General features: G+C 63.9%; 20 protein-coding genes and 3 pseudogenes. 10 read left to right on the top strand and 13 right to left on the bottom strand.

The window, feature by feature from the left end; genetic code table 11:
* The first annotated feature begins 117 nt into the window (after positions 1 to 117).
* Positions 118 to 1,539: a recombinase family protein gene (locus tag ACIBK1_RS05800; RefSeq protein WP_396732584.1), complete on the top strand. Its 1,422-nt coding sequence runs from the start codon at positions 118 to 120 to the stop codon at positions 1,537 to 1,539.
* Between the two features lie 379 nt (positions 1,540 to 1,918).
* Here the strand turns inward: ACIBK1_RS05800 and ACIBK1_RS05795 are convergent, their stop codons facing one another.
* The 4 genes from ACIBK1_RS05795 to ACIBK1_RS05780 all read right to left on the bottom strand — a co-directional run bounded on the left by ACIBK1_RS05795 (position 1,919) and on the right by ACIBK1_RS05780 (position 9,443).
* Complete coding sequence (locus ACIBK1_RS05795) at positions 1,919 to 2,389, bottom strand: DUF4262 domain-containing protein (protein WP_396732581.1); 471 nt, start codon at positions 2,387 to 2,389, stop codon at positions 1,919 to 1,921.
* Between the two features lie 291 nt (positions 2,390 to 2,680).
* Complete coding sequence (locus tag ACIBK1_RS05790) at positions 2,681 to 5,782, bottom strand: tetratricopeptide repeat protein (protein ID WP_396732578.1); 3,102 nt, start codon at positions 5,780 to 5,782, stop codon at positions 2,681 to 2,683.
* Between the two features lie 1,281 nt (positions 5,783 to 7,063).
* A complete protein-coding gene (locus ACIBK1_RS05785; protein WP_396732575.1) occupies positions 7,064 to 7,582 on the bottom strand; it encodes a hypothetical protein in 519 nt (172 codons plus the stop codon).
* 1,642 nt (positions 7,583 to 9,224) lie between these two features.
* Entirely contained in the window at positions 9,225 to 9,443 is a 219-nt protein-coding gene (locus ACIBK1_RS05780) for a hypothetical protein (protein ID WP_396732572.1), read from the bottom strand.
* Positions 9,444 to 9,529: 86 nt separating this feature from the next.
* Here ACIBK1_RS05780 and ACIBK1_RS05775 point away from each other — a divergent pair, with 86 nt between their 5' ends.
* Positions 9,530 to 9,781: a GntR family transcriptional regulator gene (locus tag ACIBK1_RS05775; RefSeq protein WP_150935878.1), complete on the top strand. Its 252-nt coding sequence runs from the start codon at positions 9,530 to 9,532 to the stop codon at positions 9,779 to 9,781.
* Positions 9,782 to 9,811: 30 nt separating this feature from the next.
* Here the strand turns inward: ACIBK1_RS05775 and ACIBK1_RS40600 are convergent.
* From ACIBK1_RS40600 to ACIBK1_RS05765, 3 genes and pseudogenes are all read right to left on the bottom strand, one after another.
* A pseudogene (locus ACIBK1_RS40600) lies at positions 9,812 to 9,934 on the bottom strand (peptide-methionine (S)-S-oxide reductase MsrA); the annotation flags it as partial.
* A 350-nt stretch (positions 9,935 to 10,284) separates the two neighbouring features.
* Positions 10,285 to 11,316 (bottom strand): hypothetical protein, encoded by a 1,032-nt coding sequence (locus ACIBK1_RS05770; protein ID WP_396732569.1) that lies wholly within the window; start codon positions 11,314 to 11,316, stop codon positions 10,285 to 10,287.
* A gap of 405 nt (positions 11,317 to 11,721) precedes the next feature.
* Positions 11,722 to 11,820: pseudogene (locus tag ACIBK1_RS05765) on the bottom strand (peptide-methionine (S)-S-oxide reductase MsrA); the annotation flags it as partial.
* A gap of 111 nt (positions 11,821 to 11,931) precedes the next feature.
* Here ACIBK1_RS05765 and ACIBK1_RS05760 point away from each other — a divergent pair.
* Positions 11,932 to 12,042, top strand: a pseudogene (locus ACIBK1_RS05760) (HNH endonuclease); the annotation flags it as partial.
* A gap of 29 nt (positions 12,043 to 12,071) precedes the next feature.
* On the opposite strand, the gene ACIBK1_RS05755 reads toward ACIBK1_RS05760, so the two are convergent.
* On the bottom strand, positions 12,072 to 12,587 hold the full coding sequence (locus ACIBK1_RS05755) for a hypothetical protein (RefSeq protein ID WP_150935870.1): 516 nt from the start codon (positions 12,585 to 12,587) through the stop codon (positions 12,072 to 12,074).
* Between the two features lie 438 nt (positions 12,588 to 13,025).
* Positions 13,026 to 14,186: a hypothetical protein gene (locus ACIBK1_RS05750; RefSeq protein WP_396732566.1), complete on the bottom strand. Its 1,161-nt coding sequence runs from the start codon at positions 14,184 to 14,186 to the stop codon at positions 13,026 to 13,028.
* 188 nt (positions 14,187 to 14,374) lie between these two features.
* Between ACIBK1_RS05750 and ACIBK1_RS05745 the strand changes: the two genes are divergently transcribed.
* Positions 14,375 to 15,895, top strand: coding sequence for a recombinase family protein (locus ACIBK1_RS05745; RefSeq protein ID WP_396732564.1), 1,521 nt, complete (start codon positions 14,375 to 14,377; stop codon positions 15,893 to 15,895).
* Between the two features lie 700 nt (positions 15,896 to 16,595).
* Entirely contained in the window at positions 16,596 to 17,993 is a 1,398-nt protein-coding gene (locus ACIBK1_RS05740) for a replication initiator (protein ID WP_396732561.1), read from the top strand.
* A gap of 197 nt (positions 17,994 to 18,190) precedes the next feature.
* Here the strand turns inward: ACIBK1_RS05740 and ACIBK1_RS05735 are convergent, their stop codons facing one another.
* Positions 18,191 to 18,460, bottom strand: coding sequence for a GntR family transcriptional regulator (locus ACIBK1_RS05735; RefSeq protein WP_076437814.1), 270 nt, complete (start codon positions 18,458 to 18,460; stop codon positions 18,191 to 18,193).
* A 131-nt stretch (positions 18,461 to 18,591) separates the two neighbouring features.
* On the opposite strand from ACIBK1_RS05735, the gene ACIBK1_RS05730 reads away from it, so the two are divergent.
* Positions 18,592 to 18,933 carry a hypothetical protein gene (locus ACIBK1_RS05730; RefSeq protein ID WP_396732558.1) on the top strand — a complete coding sequence of 114 codons (342 nt, stop codon included), beginning with the start codon at positions 18,592 to 18,594 and terminating at the stop codon, positions 18,931 to 18,933.
* Positions 18,934 to 18,946: 13 nt separating this feature from the next.
* A complete protein-coding gene (locus ACIBK1_RS05725; RefSeq protein ID WP_396732555.1) occupies positions 18,947 to 19,246 on the top strand; it encodes a hypothetical protein in 300 nt (99 codons plus the stop codon).
* Between the two features lie 306 nt (positions 19,247 to 19,552).
* Here the strand turns inward: ACIBK1_RS05725 and ACIBK1_RS05720 are convergent, their stop codons facing one another.
* Positions 19,553 to 20,053, bottom strand: coding sequence for a phage antirepressor KilAC domain-containing protein (locus ACIBK1_RS05720; RefSeq protein ID WP_396732552.1), 501 nt, complete (start codon positions 20,051 to 20,053; stop codon positions 19,553 to 19,555).
* Between the two features lie 395 nt (positions 20,054 to 20,448).
* On the opposite strand from ACIBK1_RS05720, the gene ACIBK1_RS05715 reads away from it, so the two are divergent.
* Positions 20,449 to 21,489: a helix-turn-helix transcriptional regulator gene (locus ACIBK1_RS05715; protein WP_396732549.1), complete on the top strand. Its 1,041-nt coding sequence runs from the start codon at positions 20,449 to 20,451 to the stop codon at positions 21,487 to 21,489.
* Positions 21,490 to 21,944: 455 nt separating this feature from the next.
* On the opposite strand, the gene msrA is transcribed toward ACIBK1_RS05715, so the two are convergent.
* Positions 21,945 to 22,607, bottom strand: a complete 663-nt coding sequence (gene msrA, locus ACIBK1_RS05710) for a peptide-methionine (S)-S-oxide reductase MsrA (protein WP_396733154.1) — start codon at positions 22,605 to 22,607, stop codon at positions 21,945 to 21,947.
* Between the two features lie 135 nt (positions 22,608 to 22,742).
* Here msrA and rarD point away from each other — a divergent pair, with 135 nt between their 5' ends.
* Together rarD and ACIBK1_RS05700 are read left to right on the top strand one after the other, a co-directional pair.
* Complete coding sequence (gene rarD / locus ACIBK1_RS05705) at positions 22,743 to 23,648, top strand: EamA family transporter RarD (protein ID WP_036405613.1); 906 nt, start codon at positions 22,743 to 22,745, stop codon at positions 23,646 to 23,648.
* Positions 23,649 to 23,723: 75 nt separating this feature from the next.
* Positions 23,724 to 24,575: a TIGR03621 family F420-dependent LLM class oxidoreductase gene (locus ACIBK1_RS05700; protein WP_396732545.1), complete on the top strand. Its 852-nt coding sequence runs from the start codon at positions 23,724 to 23,726 to the stop codon at positions 24,573 to 24,575.
* 2 nt (positions 24,576 to 24,577) lie between these two features.
* Here ACIBK1_RS05700 and ACIBK1_RS05695 read toward each other — a convergent pair whose 3' ends face one another.
* Positions 24,578 to 25,051 carry an RrF2 family transcriptional regulator gene (locus tag ACIBK1_RS05695; RefSeq protein WP_076439964.1) on the bottom strand — a complete coding sequence of 158 codons (474 nt, stop codon included), beginning with the start codon at positions 25,049 to 25,051 and terminating at the stop codon, positions 24,578 to 24,580.
* Positions 25,052 to 25,104 lie beyond the last annotated feature (53 nt).

Genomic DNA, 25,104 nt, shown 5'->3' with positions numbered 1-25,104 from the left:
CATCTTCCCAAGGGGCAACGACTCACGATCCTGCCCGGCGACTGATCAGCTCTCGCCGGTGGTCAGACCGACGGGGCAGGAGACGCCGGTGCCAACGAGCGTGTATCTATGTGACCCATGCGCAGAGCTGCGATCTACTGCCGGATAAGCCAGGACCGCGCGGGTGCCGGGCTCGGCGTCGCCCGTCAGGAAGCCGACTGCCGAGCGCTGGCCGAACGCCGCGAATGGCAGGTCATCGACGTCTACTCCGACAACGACGTCAGCGCCTACTCCGGAAGCCCCCGCCCCGCATGGCAACGACTTCTCGGCGACATCGAGGCCGGGACCGTCGACGCCATCGTGTGCTGGCACGTCGACAGGCTGACACGGTCCCCGCGCGAGCTGGAAGACGTCATCGACCTGGCCGACCGGCGCGGCATCGAACTCGCCACGGTCACCGGGGAGATCGACCTGGCCACGCCGACCGGGCGGCTGATCGCGCGCATGCTCGGGGCCGCCGCCCGCCACGAGGCGGAGCACAAGGCCGAACGACAAAAGCGACAGCGACGCCAGAACGCAGAGGCGGGCAAGGTCTCCGGCGGTGGGATGCGCCCCTACGGCTACGCCGAGGACCGCATCACCGTGATCGACGAAGAGGCCGAGGTAATCCGCGAGGCCGCCCGGCGTGTGCTGGCCGGCGAATCCTTGGCGAGCGTGTGCAAGGACTTCCAGCGGCGGGACGTGAAGACGCCTTCCGGGCGTCACTGGGTTCCCACTACGTTGCGGCGCCTGCTCGCCTCAGCACGGATCAGTGGGCGAAGAGAGCACACCCCTCGCAGCAGCTTCCAGACCACCCGCCCTCTGCTGGGTGAGATCGTCGCCGACGCCGTCTGGCCCGCGATCATCAGCCCCGTCGACTCCGACCGGCTGCGCGTATTACTCAGCGATTCCGCCCGTGACTACCGCCGCCAGGCCGCCACCGGGCGCACCTACCTCCTGTCCGGGATTCTGCGCTGTGGCCGGTGCGGGCACCGGATGAACGGCCGTCCCCGAGCAGGAGTCCCCCGGTACGTGTGTCCGAACGTTCCCGGCAGCGGCTCATGCGGCGGTGTCGCCACCAACGCTGCCCGTACCGACGACTACGTCCGTGACATGCTGCTGACGGCGCTCGACTCTCCCGCCCTCGCCGAGCGCATCCATCACGACGGCGGCGATGACGACAACCTCGCCGAGGCCGTACGCGCCGACGAGGAACTGCTGGAAGAACTCGCCCAAGCCTGGGCCAGCCGTGAAATCAGCCGCAAGGAATGGATGGCCGCCCGCGCCCCGATCGAACTGCGGCTGGACAAGAACCGTGCCCAGTTGGCGAGCCTGTCGCGTACCTCGCCCCTGATCCCCTTCGTCGGCACCGCTCAGGAGATGCTCACCCGATGGGAGGCTATGAACGTCTCCCAACGACGCGCGATCGTCGCCGCGGTCATCCGCACGATCACTGTCGCGCCCGCCGACCCGCGCAAGAAGTGGGACCCTGATCGGTTCACCTTCGACTGGATCGCTTAGGCCACCTGGCGCAGGTGTTCCGGCCCGTCCTCGCCGACGAGCCGGAACACTGACGCCACCCATTCCAACACCGCCAGATCCTCGATCACTGGCGGAAGTCCCTGAGCCGCCCGAGATGCCGCCACCCGCGCCCGCATCTCGTCATTCACTCACTCCGACCGGTGAGCGATGGCCCGCACTCGCCGCCACCACACGGCACCGCTCTACCGGATCCTCCCCTCGCTGCATACGCTGCCTCCCTTCGCACTCCTCTCTGTCGATGGACAGGATCAAGGGTGCAGCCAGCAGCAAGGTCAAGGAGACCACCCGATGGGACGCCGTCAAGACGTCCTAGAAATCCCTCGCAGGAGCAAGTCGTCCCCAGCGCGGCGTCTTACCTTCACCGAGACGAAGAAAGATCTCGTTGGTCGCCGGGCCAGAGCCACAGCGAGGGCTGTAGCTCCCGATACTGCGCGGCGTAGTCCGGGTGCCAAGGGAACCGGCCATCGGGGTCAGGCCACACAACATCCAGCACCGAAAATGGTGAACGCCGATAGAACGCGATCGCCTGCCCAAAGAACTCCCGATACCACCGCAAGTCGACCTGCTTGAGGACGACGGGGTGCCGTGTGATGAGGTCGTGCCGCTCCTGCTCGGCTTCGACAGGCTCCCCGGAAGCGACACCGTCTCCGAGGCGGTTCAGCAGCTCGTGCATGAGGTGAATGTCCAGATTGAACATTGCCAGGTCGGGCGACCGGTAGGTGTGCCACAGGCCGACGGTGTAGGCGAAGCCGTGCCCCAGATCGTCCTCCGGAATCATCCTCACGCTCCAGCCGCGACTCCGGACGTGCTCAACGGTGTGCCGATCCATGGCATCCCACTCATCGCAGTCCCCGTAGTCACGGCAGAGGATGCAGCGACAACCCGAACCATCGGTAGACATGAGCCGTAGCGTACGGACTCCGCGACCAGCGGCGCAGCCGGCCTCCGACCTGCGACGTCCGGACTCGCCCCCAAGATCGGAAGCAACTTTTCTTCTCGCTATCAAGGGCGATCCGCCTGCGGCGTCTCGCCGCGCGTCGGCGGTCGCTGGCCGCGCTGCGGCTCTCCGGCCGGTCGCGGCCAGCGCCGCCCGGCGCGCTTGTGAATCGTGATCGACTTCCTACCCCCCTTCCATCCATTCGGGCGGGTTGCTGCCTTTGAGATTAAGCCACGTCTGTGTGACCTGCCTAGGACTCTCCTGATAAGCCGCACGAAGCAAACTGACAACAGTTGAAATCAACTTCTTTAGATCTCTTTCGGTAGCTATCTCCAGGCTCTCGATCAGAAAAGGAGCCGATTCTGCCGCCTTTTCATTTTGGAGAAGCACCATTCCCTTAACCGTCAAACTTGTTGCGAGGTCGGGGAGGAAGGCGTTGGGGCGGGTTTCTGCCAGGGCCCGGCGGATGCCCACTGCTTCCTCGATTGCCGCGAGGGCCTCTTCCCGTCGTCCGAGATCAGCTAGGCAAGTGGACTGGTTATTTAGCGACATGGCAAGGTCGGAGAGGAAGGCGTTGGGGCGGGTTTCTGCCAGGGCCCGGCGGATGCCCACTGCTTCCTCGATCGCCGCGAGAGCCTCTTCCCGTCGTCCGAGATCAGCTAGGCAAGTGGACTGGTTATTTAGCGACACGGCAAAGCCGGGAAGGAAAGCATCCGGGCGAGTTTCGGCCAGCGTGCGATAGAGGGTGGTGGCTTCCTCAATTGCCGCGAGAGCCTCTTCCCGTCGTCCGAGATCAGCTAGGCAAGTGGACTGGTTGATCAGCGATGCGGCGAGGTCGGGAAGGAAGGCGTTGGGGCGGGTTTCTGCCAGGGTCCGGCGGATGCCCACTGCTTCCTCGATTGCCGCGAGGGCCTCCTCTTGCCGGTCCAGCTTCGTAAACCGGATGGAGTAGTTGTTGAGCGATGCGGCGAGGTCGGGAAGGAAGGCATCGGGGCGGGTTTCTGCCAGGGTCCGGCGGATGCCCACTGCTTCCTCGATCGCCGCAAGACCTTCCTCCGCACGCCCCAGGCTCGCAAAGCGATTGGAGTAGTTGTTGAGCGATGCGGCGAGTTCGGGGAGGAAGGCGTCGGGGCGAGTTTCGGCCAGTGCGCGGTAGAGGGCGGTAGCTTCCTCGATCGCCGCCAGGGCATCCTCCCGCCGGCCCACGCCAGCCAGGCAGTTGGAGTAGTTGTTGAGTGATCCAGCGAGTTCGGGGAGGAAGGCGTCGGGGCGAGTTTCGGCCAGTGCGCGGTAGAGGGCGGTAGCTTCCTCGATCGCTGCCAGGGCGTCCTCCCGTCGCCCCACCCCAGCCATGCGGATGGACTGGTTGATCAGCGATGCGGCAAAGTCGGGAAGGAAGGCGTCGGGGCGGGTTTCTGCCAAGGTCCGGCGGATGCCCACTGCTTCCTCGATCGCTGCAAGGGCATCCTCCCGTCGTCCGAGATCAGCTAGGCGAGTGGACTGGTTGATCAGCGATGCGGCGAGGTCGGGGAGGAAGGCGTCGGGGCGAGTTTCGGCCAGTGCGCGGTAGAGGGCGGTAGCTTCCTCGATCGCCGCCAGGGCATCCTCCCGTCGCCCCACCCCAGCCAGGCAGTTGGACTGGTTGATCAGCGATACGGCGAGGTCGGGGAGGAAGGCGGGGCGGGTTTCTGCCAAGGTCCGGCGAATAGCCGCCGCTTCCTCGATCGCTGCCAGGGCTTCCTCCCGTCTCCCTAGCTCCATAAGGCGGATGGCCTGGTTGTTCAGCGATCTAGCAAGTTCGGGGTCGGCGCCGGGGCGGGATGCTAGGGTCCGGCGGATGCCCACTGCTTCCTCGATCGCTGCCAGGGCATCCTCCCGCCGTCCGAGATCAGCTAGGCAAGTGGACTGATTATTCAGTGACATGGCGAGGGCGGATAGATAGGCGCCGGGTTGCGTTGCGGTTAAGGTGCGATACAGGCCGGTAGCCTCCTCGATCGTGGCCAAGGCCTCCTCGCGCCTCCCGATTTGCGACAAAGCAACAGCGAGTTGACCGGTCCATCGCGCACGATCATCATGATCCACACCTGCAGAAAGAAAATCGCAGATCCGGGTTAAAGTGACGGCGCTGGCGTCAGCCAGGGCGATGGAGGGATACGGGATTACCTTGGCTATGGTCTGAAGATGCTCTAGCGAGGCAGAAGTCTCCTCCAACGCCCGGGCCAGAAGATCACCCAGGAGAACCCCCGTCTGCACCGCCACTGCCACCGCGGGCAACGCTAGATGCTCTAAATCGTCAGCCAAAGCCGTCGCCAATACTTTGCGCGCCGCGTCGTGGTGTGCGCACGCTCGTACCAGCACAGTCAATGCATACTCGGCCTGCTCAGAGTCTAGATCTGTCAGACAGCCGCGGCGTAGAGACTCCGAGGCTGCTAACTGCGTCGCGCAATGGTGCTCAGCCAACAAGTCCGGCCGTAGTGGTTCCAGCCAACTGTAATCCCGACCGGGATAGAGCTCCCGCAACCATCGGCTAATCCTCCCCAGCCGTTCCCGCCCAGCATCTGCCAGATCTGGTACCCGCATCAGCACATGCCGTACCTGATCCTCATCCCGTCCGCCGAGCAGAGCAACGGCGGCCATTACTTGCTTGATCGTGGTCAACGCCAATCCCAGCCCAGCCTGTTCAGCGCTGTCGACCCACAACCGCCCCTCATGCCCCAGCAGCGCGGCCAAGACCCCCATATCCACCATCGCTCGTGAGCCGTCGCCACCATCGGCTTGGGAGTCCAGTACCGCCAGTAGCGCCGCCGCGTGCAACACCAGGACCGGCAATCGCCTGCCGTCAGTCACCATGAATTGCACCGACGGCGCTGGCGTCCCTAACACACGTGCGAAACATGGCACCGCCTCTGCTGCCACGTCCTCCGCGCTGACACCCTCATCCAACGCCGCGGATAGCACCGCGACCGGTGTGGCGGCAACCAGATCACGCACTGCCGCGGCAGCCTTAGTGCCCAGCAGATCCCACCATTCACCAGCCTGCCGAGCCAGCAGTAGCACCCGCACCCCGGATGCATTTCCCTCAGCGACCAGCCTGGCAAGCCGGGTCAGCAGATCCTCCAACCCAACCCGGGTCTCGGCATAATCGATGATCAAGAGAACCGGCTGCTCCAGCGCCTGCGCCGTCGTGAGCGCGGCTGTCTCCTCCCCTTCACCGACCACTTGATACCGCCACGCTATGGCCTGGCATTCCTCGGCAAACTCCAATGCCAAACGGGTCTTCCCCACCCCACCTGGCCCTGTCAGCAACCAAAGTGGGCTGGCATCCTCCCTCTCACGCCACGATCGCAGTACCGACATCTCCACATCTCGCCCGCGAAACGGCACGATCCCCCGCTCAGGACGAAGCAGTCCGGTCAGACTGGACTCAGAGGTAGCTGGTTCAGCATGTAAGCGAGAGTTCTCCCGCGCTTTCTCGCGCTGAAGCTCTGCAGCGGCCTCTTCGGCACGCTGCGTTTCGTACCGCTCCAACGCCCTGTCAAGCCCCACTCCGGCAGCCGCAGAGAGGATGCCGCCCACCACAGACACCGCACCGGCACCAGCCGTCCCCGCAGCTAAAACACCAGCTAATGCGCTACCACCTGCACCCACCACCCCGAACCCCAAGGGCAGCGTCCATCGCCGACGAGGCCTCCGCATATACTCCATGCTCCCCGCCTGGCCATGCACAACGAAGCCATCGCCGTACACGGCGGCCTAACCGTTATCGGACATATATTGCCGCGCGGCTTCCGGGCCTCGGGCCTAGCGGCCCTGTGCTCCGGGTCAGCTTGCCACCGGATACGCGGGTTGCTGTGGTGTGCTGTACAGCAGGGAAGTACAGCAACGCCGCCTCACGCATCCTGATCGTCCCGTACGGCGCCCCATGGTTGAACAGTAGCGCCGACCCTGGGCCACGATGCTCCGCTTCACTCGTAATGACGTGTTCGCGGCGGAGGCTGTGACGATCGCCGGCTTCGGACCTCCCCGTAGGCGGCTGGGGCGATTGGAATTGACAGCCGCGGCCCTCCTGCGTCGGGCCTTGCCACCGGATATTTCTGGCCGAGGTGACAGCAGGGCTGACAGCAACGTCCCCACACGCCGACGCATCCAAGTCACCTTCTACACGCGTCTGACCAGGGTGGCGATCAGCCGAGCAGGATAATTGGTCCGCCTGAAAGCGGAAGGTCGGCAGTTCGACCACGTCCCTGATTACCGCCCCTGAACAGCAGAGGCCCTAAGCGTTGGCATCCGTGATGCCGAAACCAAGGTCTGGATGAGTTGTACTGGCCCAGGCCGTCACCCCATCATCTCGGCGAGCTGCCGATTCGTCATAGCGATCACAGTAATTGTCGGGTGTAACAGTCCCCAATTTTGTCATGCGGCAAAGTGCATGCGGGTTGCGCGGGAGAGGTAAAGAGGGGACGGGGTCGTTATCCTCCCGATCGGGCCAACGGTTAACGGGAGCTGGAGAAGGTCACGGAGAGCATCGGGCGGCATTAAAGGGATGACCACCAGAGAAAAGAACGTCTAGAGTACAATAAAAACATAGAGCGCAAGTCCGGCAAACACTGTTATAAATGACAGCCATAGGACTTGAAAATAGTCTCGAACCCCAGCGTTCCCGGTGAAGAAGGACAGCACAAGCTCAAGAATTCCCTTGTTCGCCTTGACGGGAGGCATAGGGAGGGGTGAGTCTCGCCAAAGCAGGTTGTATTCCTTAATGTACGCCACATTCGCCGCCCGGAAGTATCTGCCCTCGTGACGCTGGACCCTGAATGCCGTGACCGCGAGAACGATTCCGACGATAGAACCTGCTAGGATGATTATGATCTTTCCAGATGTGCCCAGGCTTGTGCTCGCCAAAGTTACCAGTTGAGCCGAAAGTAAGATCGATATCAGCCACGTAAAGTGCTTCTGTTCCTCCCAGATGGCGTTGTGATGATAGGAGCGTACTGTGAACATAAATTTGAGCCTTTCAAGGTTGTCGGTGCAGTCTGTTTCGGGAATGGAATTACTTGATGTATTGGAAAGCTCGGATTCGTGCATAATAGTTTCTCCCTTGTTGGGGTGACTTCAACCTACGGACTTGGTATTTCGACTGTCTGTGACTGATGCACAGCACTACATGTTTCTTGCCTCTAATGGCTTGAGAAGCCCAGGGCCGCGAACGGCGACGCGACGCTGCGCGCACTAGTCAAACACTCCTGGTAGGTGGCCGGGCAACCGTTCGCTGATCAGTTCAAGGTGCAGGCCCAGTTCGTCTCTTAGTAATGGGAGCACACTTCAATGTCGCCTCCCCCACACGGGTCGTTACATCTGTCCTGTGTGGGTCGTAGTCGTCTACATCACCCGGCATGGGAGCACGGGCCGCTCGCAGGTCGAAGCGAGTCCAGCGGCCTCCGCTCTCCCATACGGACAACACCGGTGTAGATCTTGGCGAGCCGTTCCAGGTATGAGCCGAGAAGTTCGCCCACGAGTAAGGCTTGGGCCACCAGGGTTGCCGAGGCAGTAGACATCTATACGCTGTCCGGTCGGGAGCGGCGTAGTTGGAGAAGCGGTGCTGTCCTACGATCGCGCCTGTGCGGGCGGCTTACGCTCTTCGGTCTGGACAAGACCCTGGTGGACTTGAACCACGCCTTTGGTGTCTGGGCCGCCGAGTTCGCAGAAGAGCGTGGATTGGGTGCGCAAGCGGTTGACTGGTTGATCGCGTTGGATCGGGTTGGCCAGCCTCATCGGAGCTATTCTTCGCCAGGGTCCGCGACCACGGACCGCGCCGGACGCCTGTCCAACCTGGGGAACGCACTGCGGGTCCGGTTCGAGCACACCGGGGTGATGGCGGACCTGGACGAGGCGATCCAACGGGGGCGCCAGGCGGTGCAGATCACTCCCGCCAACCACCCCGACCGCGCCAGGACCCTTCCCCATCACTCCCGACGGGTGACCGCCCTGTCCGATGACGCGTCAAAGCCGACAACAATGAGACGTCCCACCAGCGATCTCCCACCGGCGCACGGACTGGGCTGCTGGATGGTGGACAGGCGCGAACTATACGCGAAAAATGATCAAGCAGGGTACGAGGGCTTGCCAAGGCGTTTAGGCAGATCAACGCCATAGCTCAAGTTCAAGGATCACCGCTTTCCTAATGCGGGTGCTTCAAAGATCTGCCGCGCGGCTTCCGGTCCTCGGGCCTGGCGGCCCTCCGGTCCGGGTCCACTTGGCACCGGATTACGAGGGTGCGCCATCGGGCGAGGTTGCTGTACAGCAGTAACGCCTCACGCGGTAACACCTCACCTGCGCCGCCCGAGCAGCTTCCCTCCTGGCCTACGAGGCTCTTGCCTTTCCGAGACAGAAGTCAGGCGTCAACGGGCTGAGCCCATCAGAATCCGCATCCACCAGTAGCGGGCTTCGTCGCCTCTCCAACCGCCGGTGTATGTGTGCTCGGGCGGGTCAGACTGGATAACCTTGTGAACCTGGTAGATGCCGCCGACACAGATCAGCTCGTATACAACCGCCTGACAGCAACAGGTGTGGTCGACGACTCGGTAAGGGCCGCGAGGCTGGTCCTGCCACTCCAGCCGTTTCCGGCTCCGTAGCGCGATGCCCGGATGGACCGCGATTCCCGGACAGTCCCACTCTGGGAACCCCACCAGATCGCGTGCCAGCCGACGCGGCCCTCCCTGCACCGCCGTCATCGCGCCGCCGACCGGACGATCTGTTCGTCCAGCGCGCGCCGCAGCTCGTCCAGAGTCTCAGCGGCTACCGTCATGCAAGCGCCGGCCACTAGCTCGGCCTGGGTAAGCCGATGGCCCCGTCGCGTCGCGTACCAGTCTCCCGGCCTGTCATCTGCTCGGCTGCGCCAGATCGACCAGCCGGGGAAACCCGCTACCAGGTCCTCAAGCTCCGTCATGCACCGCAGGCTACAGAGCCTAAATATACCTGTCTATAGCTATGAGCTTCTATGCCTCTCCTGGAGCTACTACCTACAGTTGCCGAGTGATCGACTACGACCCGACGCGACCCAAGTGGGTGCAGATCTACGAGGTCGTACGCGCACGTATCGAGTCGGGCGAGTACCCGCCCCGCTACCTCATCTCCGAGGTCCAGATGGAAGGCGAATTCGGCGTCGCCCGCGTGACCATCCGCAAGGTGACCGCCAAGCTCCGCGAAGACGGCCTCATCGTCACCACCCCGGGCATGGGCTCCTTCGTGGCCCAGGACAAGAACGAGACCTCCGAGCAGGCCTAAACCGCCACCCGGAGGTCCCAGCAATCCCGGCTACTCCTCCGAAGAGGCCGTCAGCCCAGTCGGGCACCAGGCCGAAGGGTCACCTGCGTTGACACCGGTGCCGCCGATGCCGCAGTAGCCGTTGGGCACCTTGAAAAGGTATTGCTGGTGGTAGCAGTTCACCTCAGGCAATAGATCTTGCTCCGCGCACGACAGTGGATCGGATGTCCAGGTCTGGTCGAGGACGGTACCTCACGTACCCCCACCATAGGAAGCCGGCGGAGCGGCAACAGGGTGATCCTTTGTGACACAGGACCGCTGGTCGCCGCTTCCAACAAGACCGACAAGGATCATGCCCTCGCGGCAGACCGGACTCCGCACGTGCCGGAGGCGAGACCAGGCAGACACAGTGGACGCCATCGCGTGCCGGCATGGGGACAGGCTGACACGACGCCTTCGAGCTACAAGAACGCTTCCGTTGGTTGCCATCGCTTCTCACCTGGCGGCGGGCAGGCCGAAAGAACTCACTGCATATTCTCCAGATGAGGGTGGTCGAAGGACTCCGGACAGATGTAGATCTGCATGTTGTAGCCGCGGCCGATGGAGACCATCGGAGGGTCGGAAGGCCTGCGGAGGCCGGCTGGTCCCGGCGGTACGCGGTCTTCGAGGGGAATCCAGCTTCCGCTCCCGCCGTCCCATTCACCGGAGCTGACGGTCAGCAGTGGCCGGCATTCGGTCTTGCAGGTGGCACAGAGCATGGGGCACGGGTCGCAGAAGCTCCATGGCCCCCACCCACCGACCTTCCATCCGGGGGCGACGGACAGCTCATACTGGTAGTAAGCGCCGCCACTCTCATCTTCATCCTCCGGGTGGCTTTTGGCCCATTCCGCGGGGCCCCAGGCAACGAGACGGCCCGCCAACTCTTCCGGCAACTCATGCGGAGCCGGATACTCCATGACGGCCTCCGGGTGAAGGACGCAGGGTTCGGGGACATAGTTGCCGTAGGGATCGACATCGGCCGGCTCGGGCGGACTGACCAGAGGATCGACGACGCTCGCGGTGTCCCGCCACACCAGGCGGGCCGCAGGCAGTCCGCTTTCGTGATCGAGGGGACACCACAACACCTGGAGCAGATCTGCACCATCGGGGCCAGTCAGCCCAGGGATGTCGCGCAGATAGAGCTGTGCGACGGGCAGCAGGGCATTCGGCTCGCCGTGCCAGGGGTGGCCTGCTTCCAATGTGTCCAGTAGGGCCCGCTCCTCTGGGGAGAGAAGGTTCTCCTTAGGGCCACGGGGACGAAGCCATGCTGCTTCCAGCAGGGCACGACGCCTACGCACGTCGTCCAGCGACACCGGCAGCTGCCAATCATCGTGCACTTCCGCGCACACCGGCCACTCCTCATCCGCCGGCCAGAGCAGCGGGCCACCAATGGAACTCTCGTAAGGCGTCGGTATGCCTGGGCGCGGATGCAGCCGGATCGCCTGCCTGGCCAGCGGAGCCAGCTCAGGGAATATGGAAGCGATGTCAACCGGACGCGGCGGCGTAGTCCGCACCATCAAAACTCCTTCTACAGTCACCTGCGCCCGTCGGCGGCATGGTTCAATCGGTGATCATTCTCTGAGTGGGGCTACCAGGACCTGGACCTGTGGCCTCTTCTTTTATCAGGCGACAGCGACAGATCTGAATCACACGCCCGGACCGTCAGTTCTCGGACTCGACGACAAGACATACGGGTTCATCGAGGAGACGGACGGCGGTGACGGCGGCGGCTACGTGGGCGTCTTCCAGGTCGGCCAGTGGTGTGCGGCCATGGAGCCTGGATGCCCACGCTCCATGAGGTGGTTACCGAGTTGTCGCGGGGCTGTGAGGTGCCGGCGGTCCTCGCCGAGTACGGCTCCGGCCCTCGATCGGCACCGGGCTAGCCGGGCGACCAAGGGCCAGGATCAGTTAGTTACCGCAGGTCAGGCCTCACCGGTGGTCAGGCCTATCGGACACGCGACGCCGGTGCCGCCGATGCCGCAGTAGCCGTTCGGCACCTTAAAGAGGTATTGCTGGTGGTAGCGCTTCACTTGAGGCAATAGGTCTCGGCCAGCGCGGGTTGGACCGGAAGTCAGCCCAAAGCTCGACCGCCTGCTGCAGATCTCACCTCATAGGGACCACCACAGCCCGCGTGGGCGCGGCTCATGGTGAGTCGGCGACGCAAGACCCTCGCGCCCTGCCGGTCCTGCCACGTGTCGGTGATCTCTTGCTGCTCCTCCGACGTGGCGGCGTCTGTCGGCTGAGACCGCCAGGCGCCCGGGGCGGCGTAGGGCTACATTCCTCGCGCCCGCTGGTGCGTATCCAGAGGAGTGACGTTCTCTGGCAGTTCGTCATCGGCTGCTCGCTCGGCCACCTTCTCAAAGATCGCGCGGGCATCTCTGCCGATGTGGTCACTCTCCGGCGACTCCAAGGAGAGGATCTTCTCCGCCAGGTAGATGGCACCTCGGAGGTTTGCCTCCACCGCATCCGGTCGCCGTTCGTAGATCTTGCTGATCCAGATGTTGTTCCAGCTGCCCTTTTTGTGGCCTTGCTCTACGTAGGCGAGGAGCAGCCGCCCCACCTCTTCCTCCGCGGTCACTTCTCGTGCGGGGGCATGGTGCTCACCGAGAGTCTCCTCGACCCTCCTCAGCGCCCCCTCTATCCGCGCGATCGCCTTCTGCACCTCGGTGACCTGACGCTTGATTTCCTCGGCCGCCGTCCGCGTTTCATGAGAGGCATCTCGGGCCGCCTCTGCGGCATGTCTAGTCCGGCCCAGTATCGGGCCCTTCGCACTCCCTTGCTCCGTCATACATCCCCTCGCCTGGGTTGATGGAGACATCACCCGGAAGGTACGAAAAGAGAGGACCACCAGCCAGGCACGATTCCCTGCCCAGCTGGAAAGCGAGCGGTGGCCAACAAGGCCATATCAGCGTCCCCCAGTCAGCCGAGGAGGACCAGGTCGGCGATTCGGAGCAGGCGGGCGACGTAGGTCCGGCCCTCGCGCCGGCGTAGACGCGGAAGCAGCGGCCGCAGATCGCGGGCGCGCTCCCTCACGATACGGAGTTGATTCCAGCACCCCGCGCTAACTTCCTACATAGCTGGTCAGAGGGCCTGCACAGGAGTCGAGGTTACGGGGGCTAGTGGGAGCTCCGCGCGGGGTTGAGCCTGTGCGGAGGTCTCGTTCCGAAGCAGGCACCAACTCCCTACCCAAGGATGGCGCATCGATGCTCCCAGGGGGAAGGGAGGCTTAGATCCTCATCCTTCTACACGCCCTCTTGTACTCCTTCATGCAAGCTTCAATCGCCGCATCGTCCACAGAAAGCTCCAGGGTCAAATTTATTTCTAGCCTGCCCCTATTTGGCTTCTCCAACCACTGCGGTATCCTGCCGTACTCTTCCACTACCCGATCAACAAAATCCCGTATATCTCTAGCCAGCCTATCCGCCACCCGGGCAGCAAGCTCCGCGGCATGGCGCATCTCCTCTGGATATACAGTGCCGCGAATATCACTTGCCCAATCTAGAAGATCTTCATAAGTGGAGATTATCCGCCCGGCAAAGTGGACAATCTTCCCGGGATCCCCAGGGACTCCAGGAGGACCGAAAGCCTCCTCCTGAGCTCTTTCATCGAAGATAGGCTTGATCCCGTTACCGACAACAAGGGCGTCACCAAAGACGCCGCCGAGGCGAGCTACTGCAGACTTATCGTCGAGATATACGCCGTTGCGCCGCCCATATCCCATCTGAAAGTCGCGCCATTTTCCCTCGAGTCGCTCTTTCCCCTGCAGGAGTGACCCAGCAAAGAGGAGGTACTCCCAGGCTGGCGGAGCTTGCGAAATCAACAGCTGCTGCTCTTCGGGATTTCGCGGGACCCAAGTAACTACTGGATCCCTTTGATCTACTCTAAGAGATTCTATTTGCTCAGTTATCTCCTCAAGCTTCCACATGATGTCATTCGCAAGAAGATTCGGGAAGAGCTCTCTAACACTCTTGAAGCGCTGCAGCACTCCAGCAAAGTAATCCGGCCCTCGCCAGCTAACTTCAATATCAGCATCACGCCCCGCCTTCAATATGCGGGAAGCGATGGCTTCCGGTATCGGATAGTTTGAAAGAAACGTCCAGTGACGAATCTCCCAATCCCCATCACCTTTGAGGGCGATAGCCTTTTTCAGATCACTGCTCATCTTGGCATATATTTCACTATCTAGACCGCGATTTTGGATCCGCTTAAAACAGTGGGCCGCAAATATCCGTTTCTCAGACTTGAGGTAGCCGTCATTTCCTCTATCCGGCCTATCGTCATCAATTGGAAGAAAATCATCTCCGTACTCAGCTCGAAGGACAGTGTTACAGAGACGCGTGAAATCCTGAGGAACCGTTATTAGTTCTATCTGGGCTTGAAGGTTCACTCATCCACACTACATCGGCAGCCATACACTGCGATTCGATTCCACGCATTTCGGACACGGTAACGGCCTGATTTATGCGGTCCCTTATACGTCATACCTGCCCAAAATATCCATAGCGGGATGAATTTCGGATGGAAACCGCTGGCGGCAGTCCTGAGGCTCGGGCAATAATTGCTGCGGAGGTCGCCTTGGCAACGCACACGCCCCCCATTCCCGTCGTCTCCTACGCTCGTATCTCCGCCGACACCAAGCGGGACGAGCACGGAGTCCAGGACCAGCACAAGCTCAACCGGGAGACCGCGGCCCGGTACGGCTGGACCGTCGTCCATGAGTTCACGGACAACGACAAGTCAGCCGCGAAGGCCGATGTCGTCCGCGACGAGTTCGAGGCCATGTTGAAGGTGCTCCGCTCGGGCGAGCTTCCGGACGGCGCGGAGGTGCGAGGCGTCGTCATCGTGGCTGAGGATCGCCTCGCTCGACGTCCGGGTGACTACGAACGCTTCGTGGAAGCGATCACCTACCAGGACGGCCGCGTCTTCGCGGATGCGCGGGGTCAGAAGGATCTCTACAGCGAAGACACCGAAAGCATGGGCCTGTTCGGCGCGGTCATCTCCAAGATGGAGGTGCGGAAGATGCAGCGCCGCATGCGCCGCTCCCACCGGGCACGCGCCGAGCAGGGACTACCCGTTGGAGGCACGCGTCCCTTCGGCTGGTTGCCCGATCGCTTGACCCTCGATCCGCAAGAGGCGCCTCTCGTACGTCAGGCGATCCTCGACCTCGTCGCCGGCCGATCGCTCAACTCCATCGTGAACCAGTGGCAGCGGGATGACGTGAAGACCTCCCTGGGCAACCTCTGGACTCCCCGCTCCCTGAAGATCACGGTTACCAACCCTCGGGTTTGCGGCTGGCGCGAGATGAATGGCGAGTTGATACGGGACTCCGAGGGCAACCCGGTGGTCGGGCAGTGGGAGCCGATCGTGACGCCGGAACAGTGGATGGCGGTCAAGTCCATCTTCGATGCGCGCAAGGGTCACTTCGTCTACCGGGACGGCCGACTCGGCCCGATCCTTCCGCGAGACTTCAAGGAGCCCCGCCACCTGCTTACCGGGTTCCTCCGGTGTGGCCGGACCCAACCAGACGGCGCTCTGTGCAACGCGTCCCTCCGGGTCACGCACCAGAAGCACTGCGTGCAGCACATCTACATCTGTCCCGCCAAGACGGTGGGTGGCTGTGGCGGTCTCGGCAGACGTGGGGACATGGTTGACCTCTACGTCTCGGAAGCGGTCCTCGCGAAACTCGAAGAGGTGCAGTTGGCCTCTTCTACAGGTCCTACCGAATGGCCTGGCCAACAGGATTACGAAGACGCCAAGGCCCGACTCGAAGAGCTACGCAGCCAATGGACGGCTGGAAAAATCAGCAATGAATTGTTCTTCACGGCGGCTCCTGACCTAGAGAAGCGCATTTCCCGCCTTCGCGCCGACGCTCAGAGCTTCACGGCGACGGCTCAACGACGACAGGCCCGCTCCGCTACCGACGTGGCCGAGATACGGCGGCGGTGGTTCCTGTCGGAGAGTGAGGGCGGTCTACCGCTCTCGTTGAAGCGGTCCTACATTCGGGAGGCGCTGCATGCGGTGATCATCTACCCGAGCGGTAAGGGGCGTAGGCGCTTCGATCCCGACCTTCTTGAACTGGTCTGGCGTGAGGACTGAGAACGCGAGAACACCCAGGACGTCCAGGACGTCCAGGACGTCCAGGACGTCTTGCGATCGGCGGTAGCTCCTCCGGCCTTACTCGCAGGCGACAACTCGCTCACCGTCCTCCCACAGCAGCCGGACGTCTACGGACGCCACTGGACGCCAGCGGACGCCCTGGGACACCGTCAAAGACGTCATTCCAATTCCGGCTTCGGAACTGACCAGTACGCATACGCGTTCTACTGGGGTAGAACAGAACTGTAAGAAGTCACCGTCTCCCTGACGGAATGACACAGGCGAGAAGCTACGCGACCCATTTTCCGGCGTGCATGAGATCCGGGCGGCAAACAAAACAACTAACGCCGTACCGCTGGAGGGACCCGGCCCAGCGGCAGGCGTCACGCCATTTCACTTTCTGGTCGCACACTCCCAGGTTCTCTCGCTGACGTGCCCGTGTTCGGCCTTTCGGCTGCTGGCTCACGGTGCGCGGCGTCTGTTCCGCATGCGCGGCGGTGGCTCCACCCGCGAGGAAAGGAGCCCACCTGACCACACCGACCCCCATGTCTGCCCAGGAGTGGGGCAGACGCAAAGCCGCCGAGTCTCCTCGTTGGTCTGCCGACAAGTGGCACCGAGTGGCCACGGTTCTCGGTGCCGTTCTGGCCGACGAACCTGGCCGCGCCGAACCTACCGACGAGGAGAGCGGGAGGGATGCCGCGTGAGCGAACTCCCTCCCCTCTCCCCCGATGTCCTCGCCGCTGCCCAGCGCGCCTCCATGCCGGACTTCGCCCGGTGGCAGGAGATGGTGCGCGCCACGGGTGGCTGTGCCCAGCCGATCCGGCTGCAAGGTCACCGGATCACCTTCGATGCCGGGTTGGAGGTGCTGGACGTCTACCGGACGGCCGACGAGCCGACCGGCTACCTGCTGAGCGCGTGCGGCAACCGGCGCGCGTCGCGGTGTCCGGCCTGCTCGGAGGTCTACCGGGACGACACCTATCACTTGATCCTGTCCGGCCTGCGCGGCGGCAAGGGCGTGCCCGAGGACGTCAGTGCCCATCCCCGCGTGTTCGCCACGTTCACGGCCCCCTCGTTCGGCGCGGTCCATGCTCGTCGGCAGAAGGGTGACAAGGTGCTGCCGTGCCGTCCACGGCGGGACAACCCGGTGTGCGAGCACGGCAGGCCGGAAGGCTGCGGGGTCCGCCATGCCGACGATGACCCCCAGGTCGGACAGCCGGTCTGCGTGGACTGCTACGACTACCGGGGCGCGGTGCTGTGGAACGCGCATGCCGGTGAGCTGTGGCGGCGCTTCACCCAGGCGCTACCGACCACCTTCGCCCGGCACCTCGGCATCACGCGGGCCCAGCTGCGGCGACGGCTGCGACTGTCGTACGCCAAGGTGGCCGAGTACCAGGCGCGGGGCCTGGTCCACTTCCACGCGGTGATCCGCCTCGACGGCCCGGATGGTCCGTCGGACCGTCCGCCGGACTGGGCGACCGTGCCCGTGCTCCAGGAGGCGATTCGGGAAACCGCGGCTGCGGTCTCGGTTCCCGTACCGGACGATGACCCATCGTTCGTCGGCCAGTGGGGGACGCAACTCGATGTGGATCCCATCTACGTCGCAACGGGATTGGAAGGGCTCGCTGACCAGCGGGTGGCGGCCTACATCGCCAAGTACGCGACCAAAGGAGCCGAGTCAGCCGGGACCGTGGACGTGCCCATCCGCGAGGTCGCCGACGTCGCGCGGCTCCACGTCACGGAGCATGCCCGGCGCATGATCTACACCTGCTTCGCGCTCGGCAACGATCCGGCCTACCGGCTGATCCCGTTGCGGCGGTGGGCGCACATGCTCGGTTACCGGGGCCACTTCTCAACCAAGAGCCGCCACTACTCGACCACGCTCGGCGCGCTGCGTCAGGTGCGGGCCGATCACCAGGCCGAGCGGGCGCGAGAACGGCGGGGCCTGCCTGATCCTGCCGAACGGGAGACGGTGACGGTCGGTGAGTGGTGCTTCGCCGGGAGCGGGTACCGGCACGGCGAACACCTGTGGGCCGAGATGATCCGGCAACGCGTCGCCACCGCGCGCCGGATCGCCCGTGAACGGGGAGAGTCTGCCTGACCTTGCCGGATGTGAGGCGGGAGTGGCGCGGCCGGCGCAATGCCGTAGGCACCCGAAGGGCCGCGAAGCGGTTGGGCCGGCGGCGCCACGGCGGAACGCTACTGCCCTCGGCCCGTGGGCTCTACGCTTGGTGCGCCTTCCATCGTCTCGCTGACAACCGATAGAAGGCAGAAGGCCCCCGATCCGTTCGGGGGCCTTCACTCGTCTTCGGTGTCTCTCCTGGGCGGGCCGCCGGTCTCGGGGTCGGCGACGAAGGTTCCCTTGCCGAGCACGGTGTAGACGTCTCCTGCTTTGAGCAGTTCGTTAATGACGCGGCGTGCGGTGCCCTTGGCGATGCCGAACTCCTCGGCCATGCGGGGTTCACCAGGGATGGGGTGACCCACCTGGTATTCGCCCGTCCGGATACGCCGTCGTATCTCTTCGAGGACGGCTTCCCATTTGAGCTGGTCAGGCCGGAACTCGATCACGGGCTCAAGAGTAGGAACGAAAGCGTTCCATGTCGTTACCACAGGTACCTAGAGGTACCTACGAGAAGGACTAGGTACGAGTAGGAAGGTTGGCGTACGCTCAACCCGTCAGCGAGACAGACGGGAGAGACATGCGCCAGATCACGAACGGCACCCGAACCGCCAACCAACAGGCGGGCATCCTGGCCGCGCTCGGCGACCTGCTCCGATCACAAGGGGTCCAGACGCGCTTCATCAGCCACATCACCCTGCGGATGACCGGGTTCCCGGTGCAGGAGAAGGCGGGCTCGGAGCTGGACGTCTACGACTTCGGCGGGCAGGTCGCGACGGTCACCATCGACTTGGAGAACAAGCCACGCCGTTTCCTGATCAAGCTACCGAAGTCCGGGACCGTCGTTCCGCTGTCCACGGTCGACCACCCACAGTCCGCCGTCCGCTGGATCGCCGGCTGGGCCAACGGCGGGACACGGTAAGGCGGCAGTACTGATGGCGGCCTCCATCCCGCACCTGGACGAGTGCCTGAGTCCGCACTGGGAGATGCGCCAAAAAGATCACGTGAAACTCGTCTGGCATGAGCCGTTCGAAGGGGTCCGGCGGGTGCGAGCGCTCGCGTGGACGTGCGGCTGCCGGGCCGTCGTCTACGAACTACTCCAGGCCGGTGGGCAAGCGTTCATCCGCAAGACCACCCAGACCGAACCCATACCAACGGTCACGGAGACACACCGCTGGTCGATCGAGGAGGCGCGCAGGGTGTGGCATGCCCTGCTGCTCGGCGAGATGCGATAGACGGTCCAGCCCTCACGCGGCTCGGCTCACTCGGGCGGGGCCGCACTCGCGTTTACCCGCGCCACTCCTCCCCCGCCCCCGATAGCTGCCGACATCAGTGGCCCGACCGAGGTGTCAGTGCCGTCTTCGCGTGTCCGTCCACCAACGACGTACACCGCAACCCGACACCCAACCCGCACAGACGGCGTTGACACCGACCAAGGGCCACGAACAATCGAGCAGCGGGGGCGGAACGCAGCGCGTTACCCGCCCGCAGAACGTGAAGCGGCCCCGTCCACCGGGAACGGGGCCGCGTGTCGATCAGACTCAGGCCGCCGATCGGCGCCAACGGTCGATCACCAGCTGCGCGCCACTAGGCGTGGCGTAAGCGACTGAGAACGTCCAACCGTTCTTGCTCTCGATCTTCACCACGAAGTACCCCGCGTCCTGCGCACTCTTACGCGGGAGGTGCCGACGGCTCCCGTTCCGGGAGGGGTACTTCCGAAACAGCTTCTCCTCCACGAGCCAGGAGGTGAGCCGCCGGACGTCCACGTGCAGGATGTCGGCCAGTTCCGTCATGCCGACAAGACCTTCGGCATCGGCGCAGGCTTCCCACATGTCGGCCTTCGGCTTGGCGGACTCCAACTCGTTGCTGAGGACCTGCTCGCGCTCCAGGGCCGCGAGGTAGCGCCGCACGACCTCGATTTCGGACGCGACAGCATCACCGCCCCGGGACGTCGAAGCCGAGGGAAGGGTCGCGTGCCACGAGCTCCCAACCTGGGGGTTCGTGGACGGCTCCTCGAACCGCCCGCTATTCTCCTCACTCAAGGGCTACTCCTATCTATCGACTGCTGCGTTGATCGGGATAGTCCTCCGGCGTCCGGGTGTTCCTGCACCTGGGCGCCTTTTGCTGCCAGCCACCAGCCCTGCCGATGCGTTGAAGTCGCGAGCCCTCAAGATCCCGCCGCGATCCGCACTCGACAGGAGCCGTCGACCGCGTCACGGCTTCCCCCGATCGACAACGAGTGTCCCACCCCTGTCCCTCTATGCGCAACCTCTGCCACATCTTGACCACGTCGTTGGCCAAGCCCTGGAGGCGGGTCATGGTCAAGATCCTTTATTTGGTCGCCTTGCCTGCACATAGCCAGATGAGCAAGACTGCACTGGGATAGCTCTGAGACGCTTGAAGTGCCGAGCATCCTATTGATCAGGAGGGGGATCGAATGTCGGATAAGCGGATTATCGGCGACTTAGTGGCTGAACGGCGCAAGTCTCTAGCACTGACTCAAGCTGGCTTGGCCAGCCTGGCAGGAATTTCGCGCGGGACAGTCAGAAATATTGAGACCGGAACCGTCGAACCCAATGATTCAACTTGGGAGCGCCTTGAGCCCGTTCTCGGATGGGCAACCGGGAGCATGCGGGCTTTTCAGCAAGGCGACAACCCGATAGAGGTCTTGCCTCGTGATGCTCTTTCATTCGTGCTTGGCACTCTCACGGATGCCATCGAGAACGAATGGACGAATGACAGAGCCCAAAAGATCCTCACCAACTTCAAGGAGGTGATCAACCACGCAAGAGGCGACGGCTCCCTAAGCGACGAGGATCGTATTGCTCTTACCGACCTTGTCGATTCGTTAGAGCAGTTTGCAGACGAGGAACAAATTGAGGCTGCTCAGAAAGAGATAACCGAGTGGTTCAGAAGTAGATCCGTCGCTCCTCGTATGTCCCTCAGGGAAGTAGAGCAGCTCAACGAAGGTGACCAGGTAGTACACGCCAACTTTGGGCCCGGCGAGGTCATCTGGACGAGTGGGGCCGGCGAGAAGAGAAAAATCAAAGTCGCCTTCCAAGATGGCGAGAAGACGCTACTTCCACGATATGCACCACTTGTCATAGTTAAATCATCAGCCACGGGGTCAGCGGGAGTTCACACTATGCCCTCTCCGGAAAACCGTACGGAGCTCAACATGAATCAACTGGGTGATGATATCGCAAAGCTCCTCAGGGAAGGATACGTCATTGACTACCATGTAACCGAACCGGCAAATACGCAGAACGTAGCCATGGTAACACTGCTATTTCGGAAAGGTCCCGGCGCCCTATCTTCCGGAGACCGCTACTACATCTCCAACGCTATGAACGCGCCCGCAAGCCCCGAGTTGACGCTCCGCTTATCGGATGGCTCTTTTGTTCGGGTTAATATCAAGCCAAAGCCAAAGAGTCCAAGCTTCGGCGAAAATTCCTTTCCGGATGATCCGCCTTTCTAGAGCAGGTCTCAATGCCGAGCTCTCTATACGTGATCAGCAGCCTTCCCGCTTTCTGATTAGCCTCCTCGCACGGAAGGACTTGACCACAGGACCGGTGCGGCATCCCCCTGAGGCGATGGCAAGGAGAGAAATGCCATCCCCGCTCTCTCCGGTAGGGGGGCTGATCCTGCGGCTCTTCCCTCGGGTGAGCGCCTCCTGGCGATATCGACCGTCTTGCTGGTCGTGCTGACATCGCACTTCAGCGCCCCATGGTCTGGTCCCGCGAGGGGCGGCGCGGGCCGGGACCGGCCGGAGAGCCGCACGCCCGGCCCGCTGGCCGCCCTGCGCGGCGCGAGCCGCCGCAGGCGGCTCGCCTTGACCTTGTAGTGAAGGTTCTCGCCGAAAACGACTCTGGCCCTCGATCGGCACCGGGCTAGCCGGGCGACCAAGGGCCAGGATCAGTCAGTTACCGCAGGTCAGGCCTCACCAGTAGTTAGGCCGATCGGACACGCCACGCCCGTGCCTCCGATCCCGCAGTACCCGTTAATGTTGCGGAAAAGGTACTGCTGGTGATAATCCTCGGCGAAGTAGAACTCGCCGGCGGGGGCGATCTCGGTGGTGATCTCGCCGTACCCGGCCTTGGTGAGCACCTCCTGGTACGCGTCCCGGGACGTCGCGGCCGCCTTGGCCTGCTCCGGGCCGTGGGTGTAGACGGCCGACCGATACTGCGTGCCGACGTCGTTGCCCTGGCGCATGCCCTGCGTGGGGTCATGGGCCTCCCAGAACACCTTCAGGAGTTCCTCGTACGACACCTCCGCCGGGTCGAAGATCACCCGGACGACCTCGGTATGCCCGGTCCGCCCCGTGCAGACCTCCTCGTACGTCGGGTTCGCCGTATAGCCGCCCGCGTAGCCCACTGCGGTCGAGACGACCCCGGGGGTCTGCCAGAACTTGCGCTCGGCGCCCCAGAAACAGCCCAGCCCGAATTCGGCGATCTCCGTGCCCTCGGGGTACGGCGGAGCCAGCGGCGCGCCGAGGACCTGGTGGCGAGTGGCCACCGGCATGACCTCGACCCGGCCCGGCAGCGCCTCCGCGGGGTCCACCATCGTCGTCTTGTCTGTGCCGAAGAGCCAGCCCATCACTTACCCTTCCTTCCGCTCTGCCATCCCCAACCAGACACCAGGCGACCTTGTTCCCCACGTAAGCGTCTCTAAATCTCAGACATAGAGACCCTTATTTGTGCTGAATCCAGGTAAGCAGCGAAGATGGGGTTCATGCCTGATACGCGCCGCGGTGTCCTGTACGGCGTCGCCGCCTACACAATGTGGGGTCTGTTCCCTCTCTACTGGCCTCTGCTCAAGCCGTCCGGCGCCGTGGAAATCCTCGCCCACCGAATGGTCTGGTCGCTGGTCGTGGTCATCACGGTCCTCGCCGTACGCCGCCACTGGTCGTGGATCCGCGCGATAACGCGCCGGCAGCTGATCCTCCTCGCCCTCGCGGCCGTCACGGTCTCGGTCAACTGGGGCGTCTACATCTACGCCGTCAACGCCGGCCACGTTGTGGAAGGCGCGCTCGGCTACTTCATCAATCCCCTGGTCAGTGTGCTGTTCGGAGTGCTGATCTTCCGGGAGCGGCTGCGCCGGTGGCAGTGGATCGCCGTGGGGCTGGGCACTCTCGCGGTCCTCATCCTGACGCTCGGCTACGGGCGCCTCCCGTGGATCGCCCTCGTGCTCGCCGTCAGCTTCGGCACGTACGGACTGATCAAGAAGGCGGCGGGGGTGGGCAGCGCGGAGAGCCTGACCATCGAGACGCTCGTGCTGCTGGTGCCGGCCCTGGGCTACCTGCTCGTCCTGCAGGCGAACGGCACCGGGACCTTCGGCAACCACGGTCTCGGCCACGCGTTGCTGCTGGTGGTGTCCGGTCTCATCACCGCGGTGCCACTGATGCTCTTCACGGCCTCCGCGCTGCGGGTTCCGCTCACGGTCATCGGCCTGCTCCAGTACATCGCCCCGGTGTTGCAGTTCCTGTGCGGGGTGCTGATCGTCCACGAGACCATGCCCGTCAGCCGGTGGGCCGGGTTCGTGGTCGTCTGGCTCGCGCTGAGCGTCTTCACCTGGGACAGCGCGCGCTCCGCCCGTACGTCCCGGCTGGAGCGCGCGGCCGCGCTCGAAACCGTCTGATACGCCTTCCGGAGTACGGGACCCGCCTCCGGCGGTACGACGACGGGGCCGGCCGGAACGGCGAGGATCGGTGGCATGAGCAAGGAATTCCGTTTCGGGATCGTCGCCGGTCTGGCCCCCGACGCCGCCGCATGGACGCAGACGGCCCGCCACGCCGAGGGCCTCGGCTACTCGACCCTGCTCGTCCCCGACACGCTGGGGACGCTGCCGCCGCTGCTCGCGATGACCGCCGCGGCCACCGTCACGACGACGCTCCGCGTGGGCACGTTCGTGCTGGCCGCGCCCTACCGCAACCCCCGCCTGCTCGCGCACGAGCTCGCCGGGCTCGACTTCCTGTCCGGCGGACGGCTGGAGGTCGGCGTGGGGGCCGGACGTCCCGCCGCCGAGGAGGACGCCCTCGCGCTCGGCATGCCGTACGGCACGGCGGGCGAACGCCTCGCCCTGGTCCGTTCGGTGATCGGCGAAGTGCGGGAGGCCTTCGCCGGGAGCAGGACCAACGCCTTCGCCAGAAGCATGAACACCGTGCAACGCCAGGGTCCGCCAATCATGATCGCGGGAGCCGGTCCCCGCATGCTGACGCTGGCCGCGGAGGAGGCGGACATCGTCGCGCTCGCCGTACAGGCCGACACGCCGGAGGAGGGCCTGCGCGGGCCCGTCGGCACGCTGCGGGACCTGGCCGGGGCGAGGTTCGACGACATCGAGCTGAGCATGAACCTGCTCCAGATCGGCGACGAGCCGCCCCCATGGGTGCCCGAAGGGCTGAGGAGCACGTCGGCGCAGGCCGCCGCCATCTTGCGCGGCTCACCTCGCGAGATGGCCGACACGCTGCTGCGCCGCCGCGACGAGCTGGGCCTGTCCTACATCACTGTCAGCGGCTTTTTCGCCGACGCCCTCGCCCCCGTCGTCGAACTCCTCGCCGGTCGCTGACGTCACCGGGTGGCCGACAGGCGTGACCGGGTGCGGGCAGGCGCCCATGCTGGCAGCCCGGCGACGATGTCGGCGAGCGTGACCCCTCCGAGGCTGCCGCGCCACGCCCGGTGCGCCTCGGACATCTTCTCGGCGATGATGCAGATGCTCCGGCAGTCCTCGGGAGGCAGGGCCCCCCGTCCCTGCTGACGGATCTCACGGCACTCGTACGGCGAGGAGGCGCCGTCGACCGCCTCGACGATCTGCAGCAACGTGATGTCGGGAGCCGCCCGTGCGAGCCGGAATCCGCCCCGCGGGCCCGTCATCGCGGCCAGCACGCCGGCTCTGACGAGCGCCTGCAACTGCTTGGCCAGGTAGGGCGCCGGGACGTCGTAGTACTCCGCGAGCTGCGCCGCCGACGCGGTCGCTCCCGGCTCGAGCTGCGCCAGCGTGGCGGCGCAGTGCAACACCCACTCGGTGCTCGCAGGCAGCTTCATGCCCTCCAGTGTATTGGAGACATTGCAGATCTATTTTGTCCGAGATAGCATCC

The sequence above is a fragment of the Microbispora rosea genome, assembly GCF_044460045.1.
Taxonomy (GTDB): Bacteria; Actinomycetota; Actinomycetes; order Streptosporangiales; family Streptosporangiaceae; genus Microbispora; species Microbispora rosea.
Note: the sequence above shows the minus strand (reverse complement) of the source record. Positions and strands in the feature narration are given on the sequence as shown.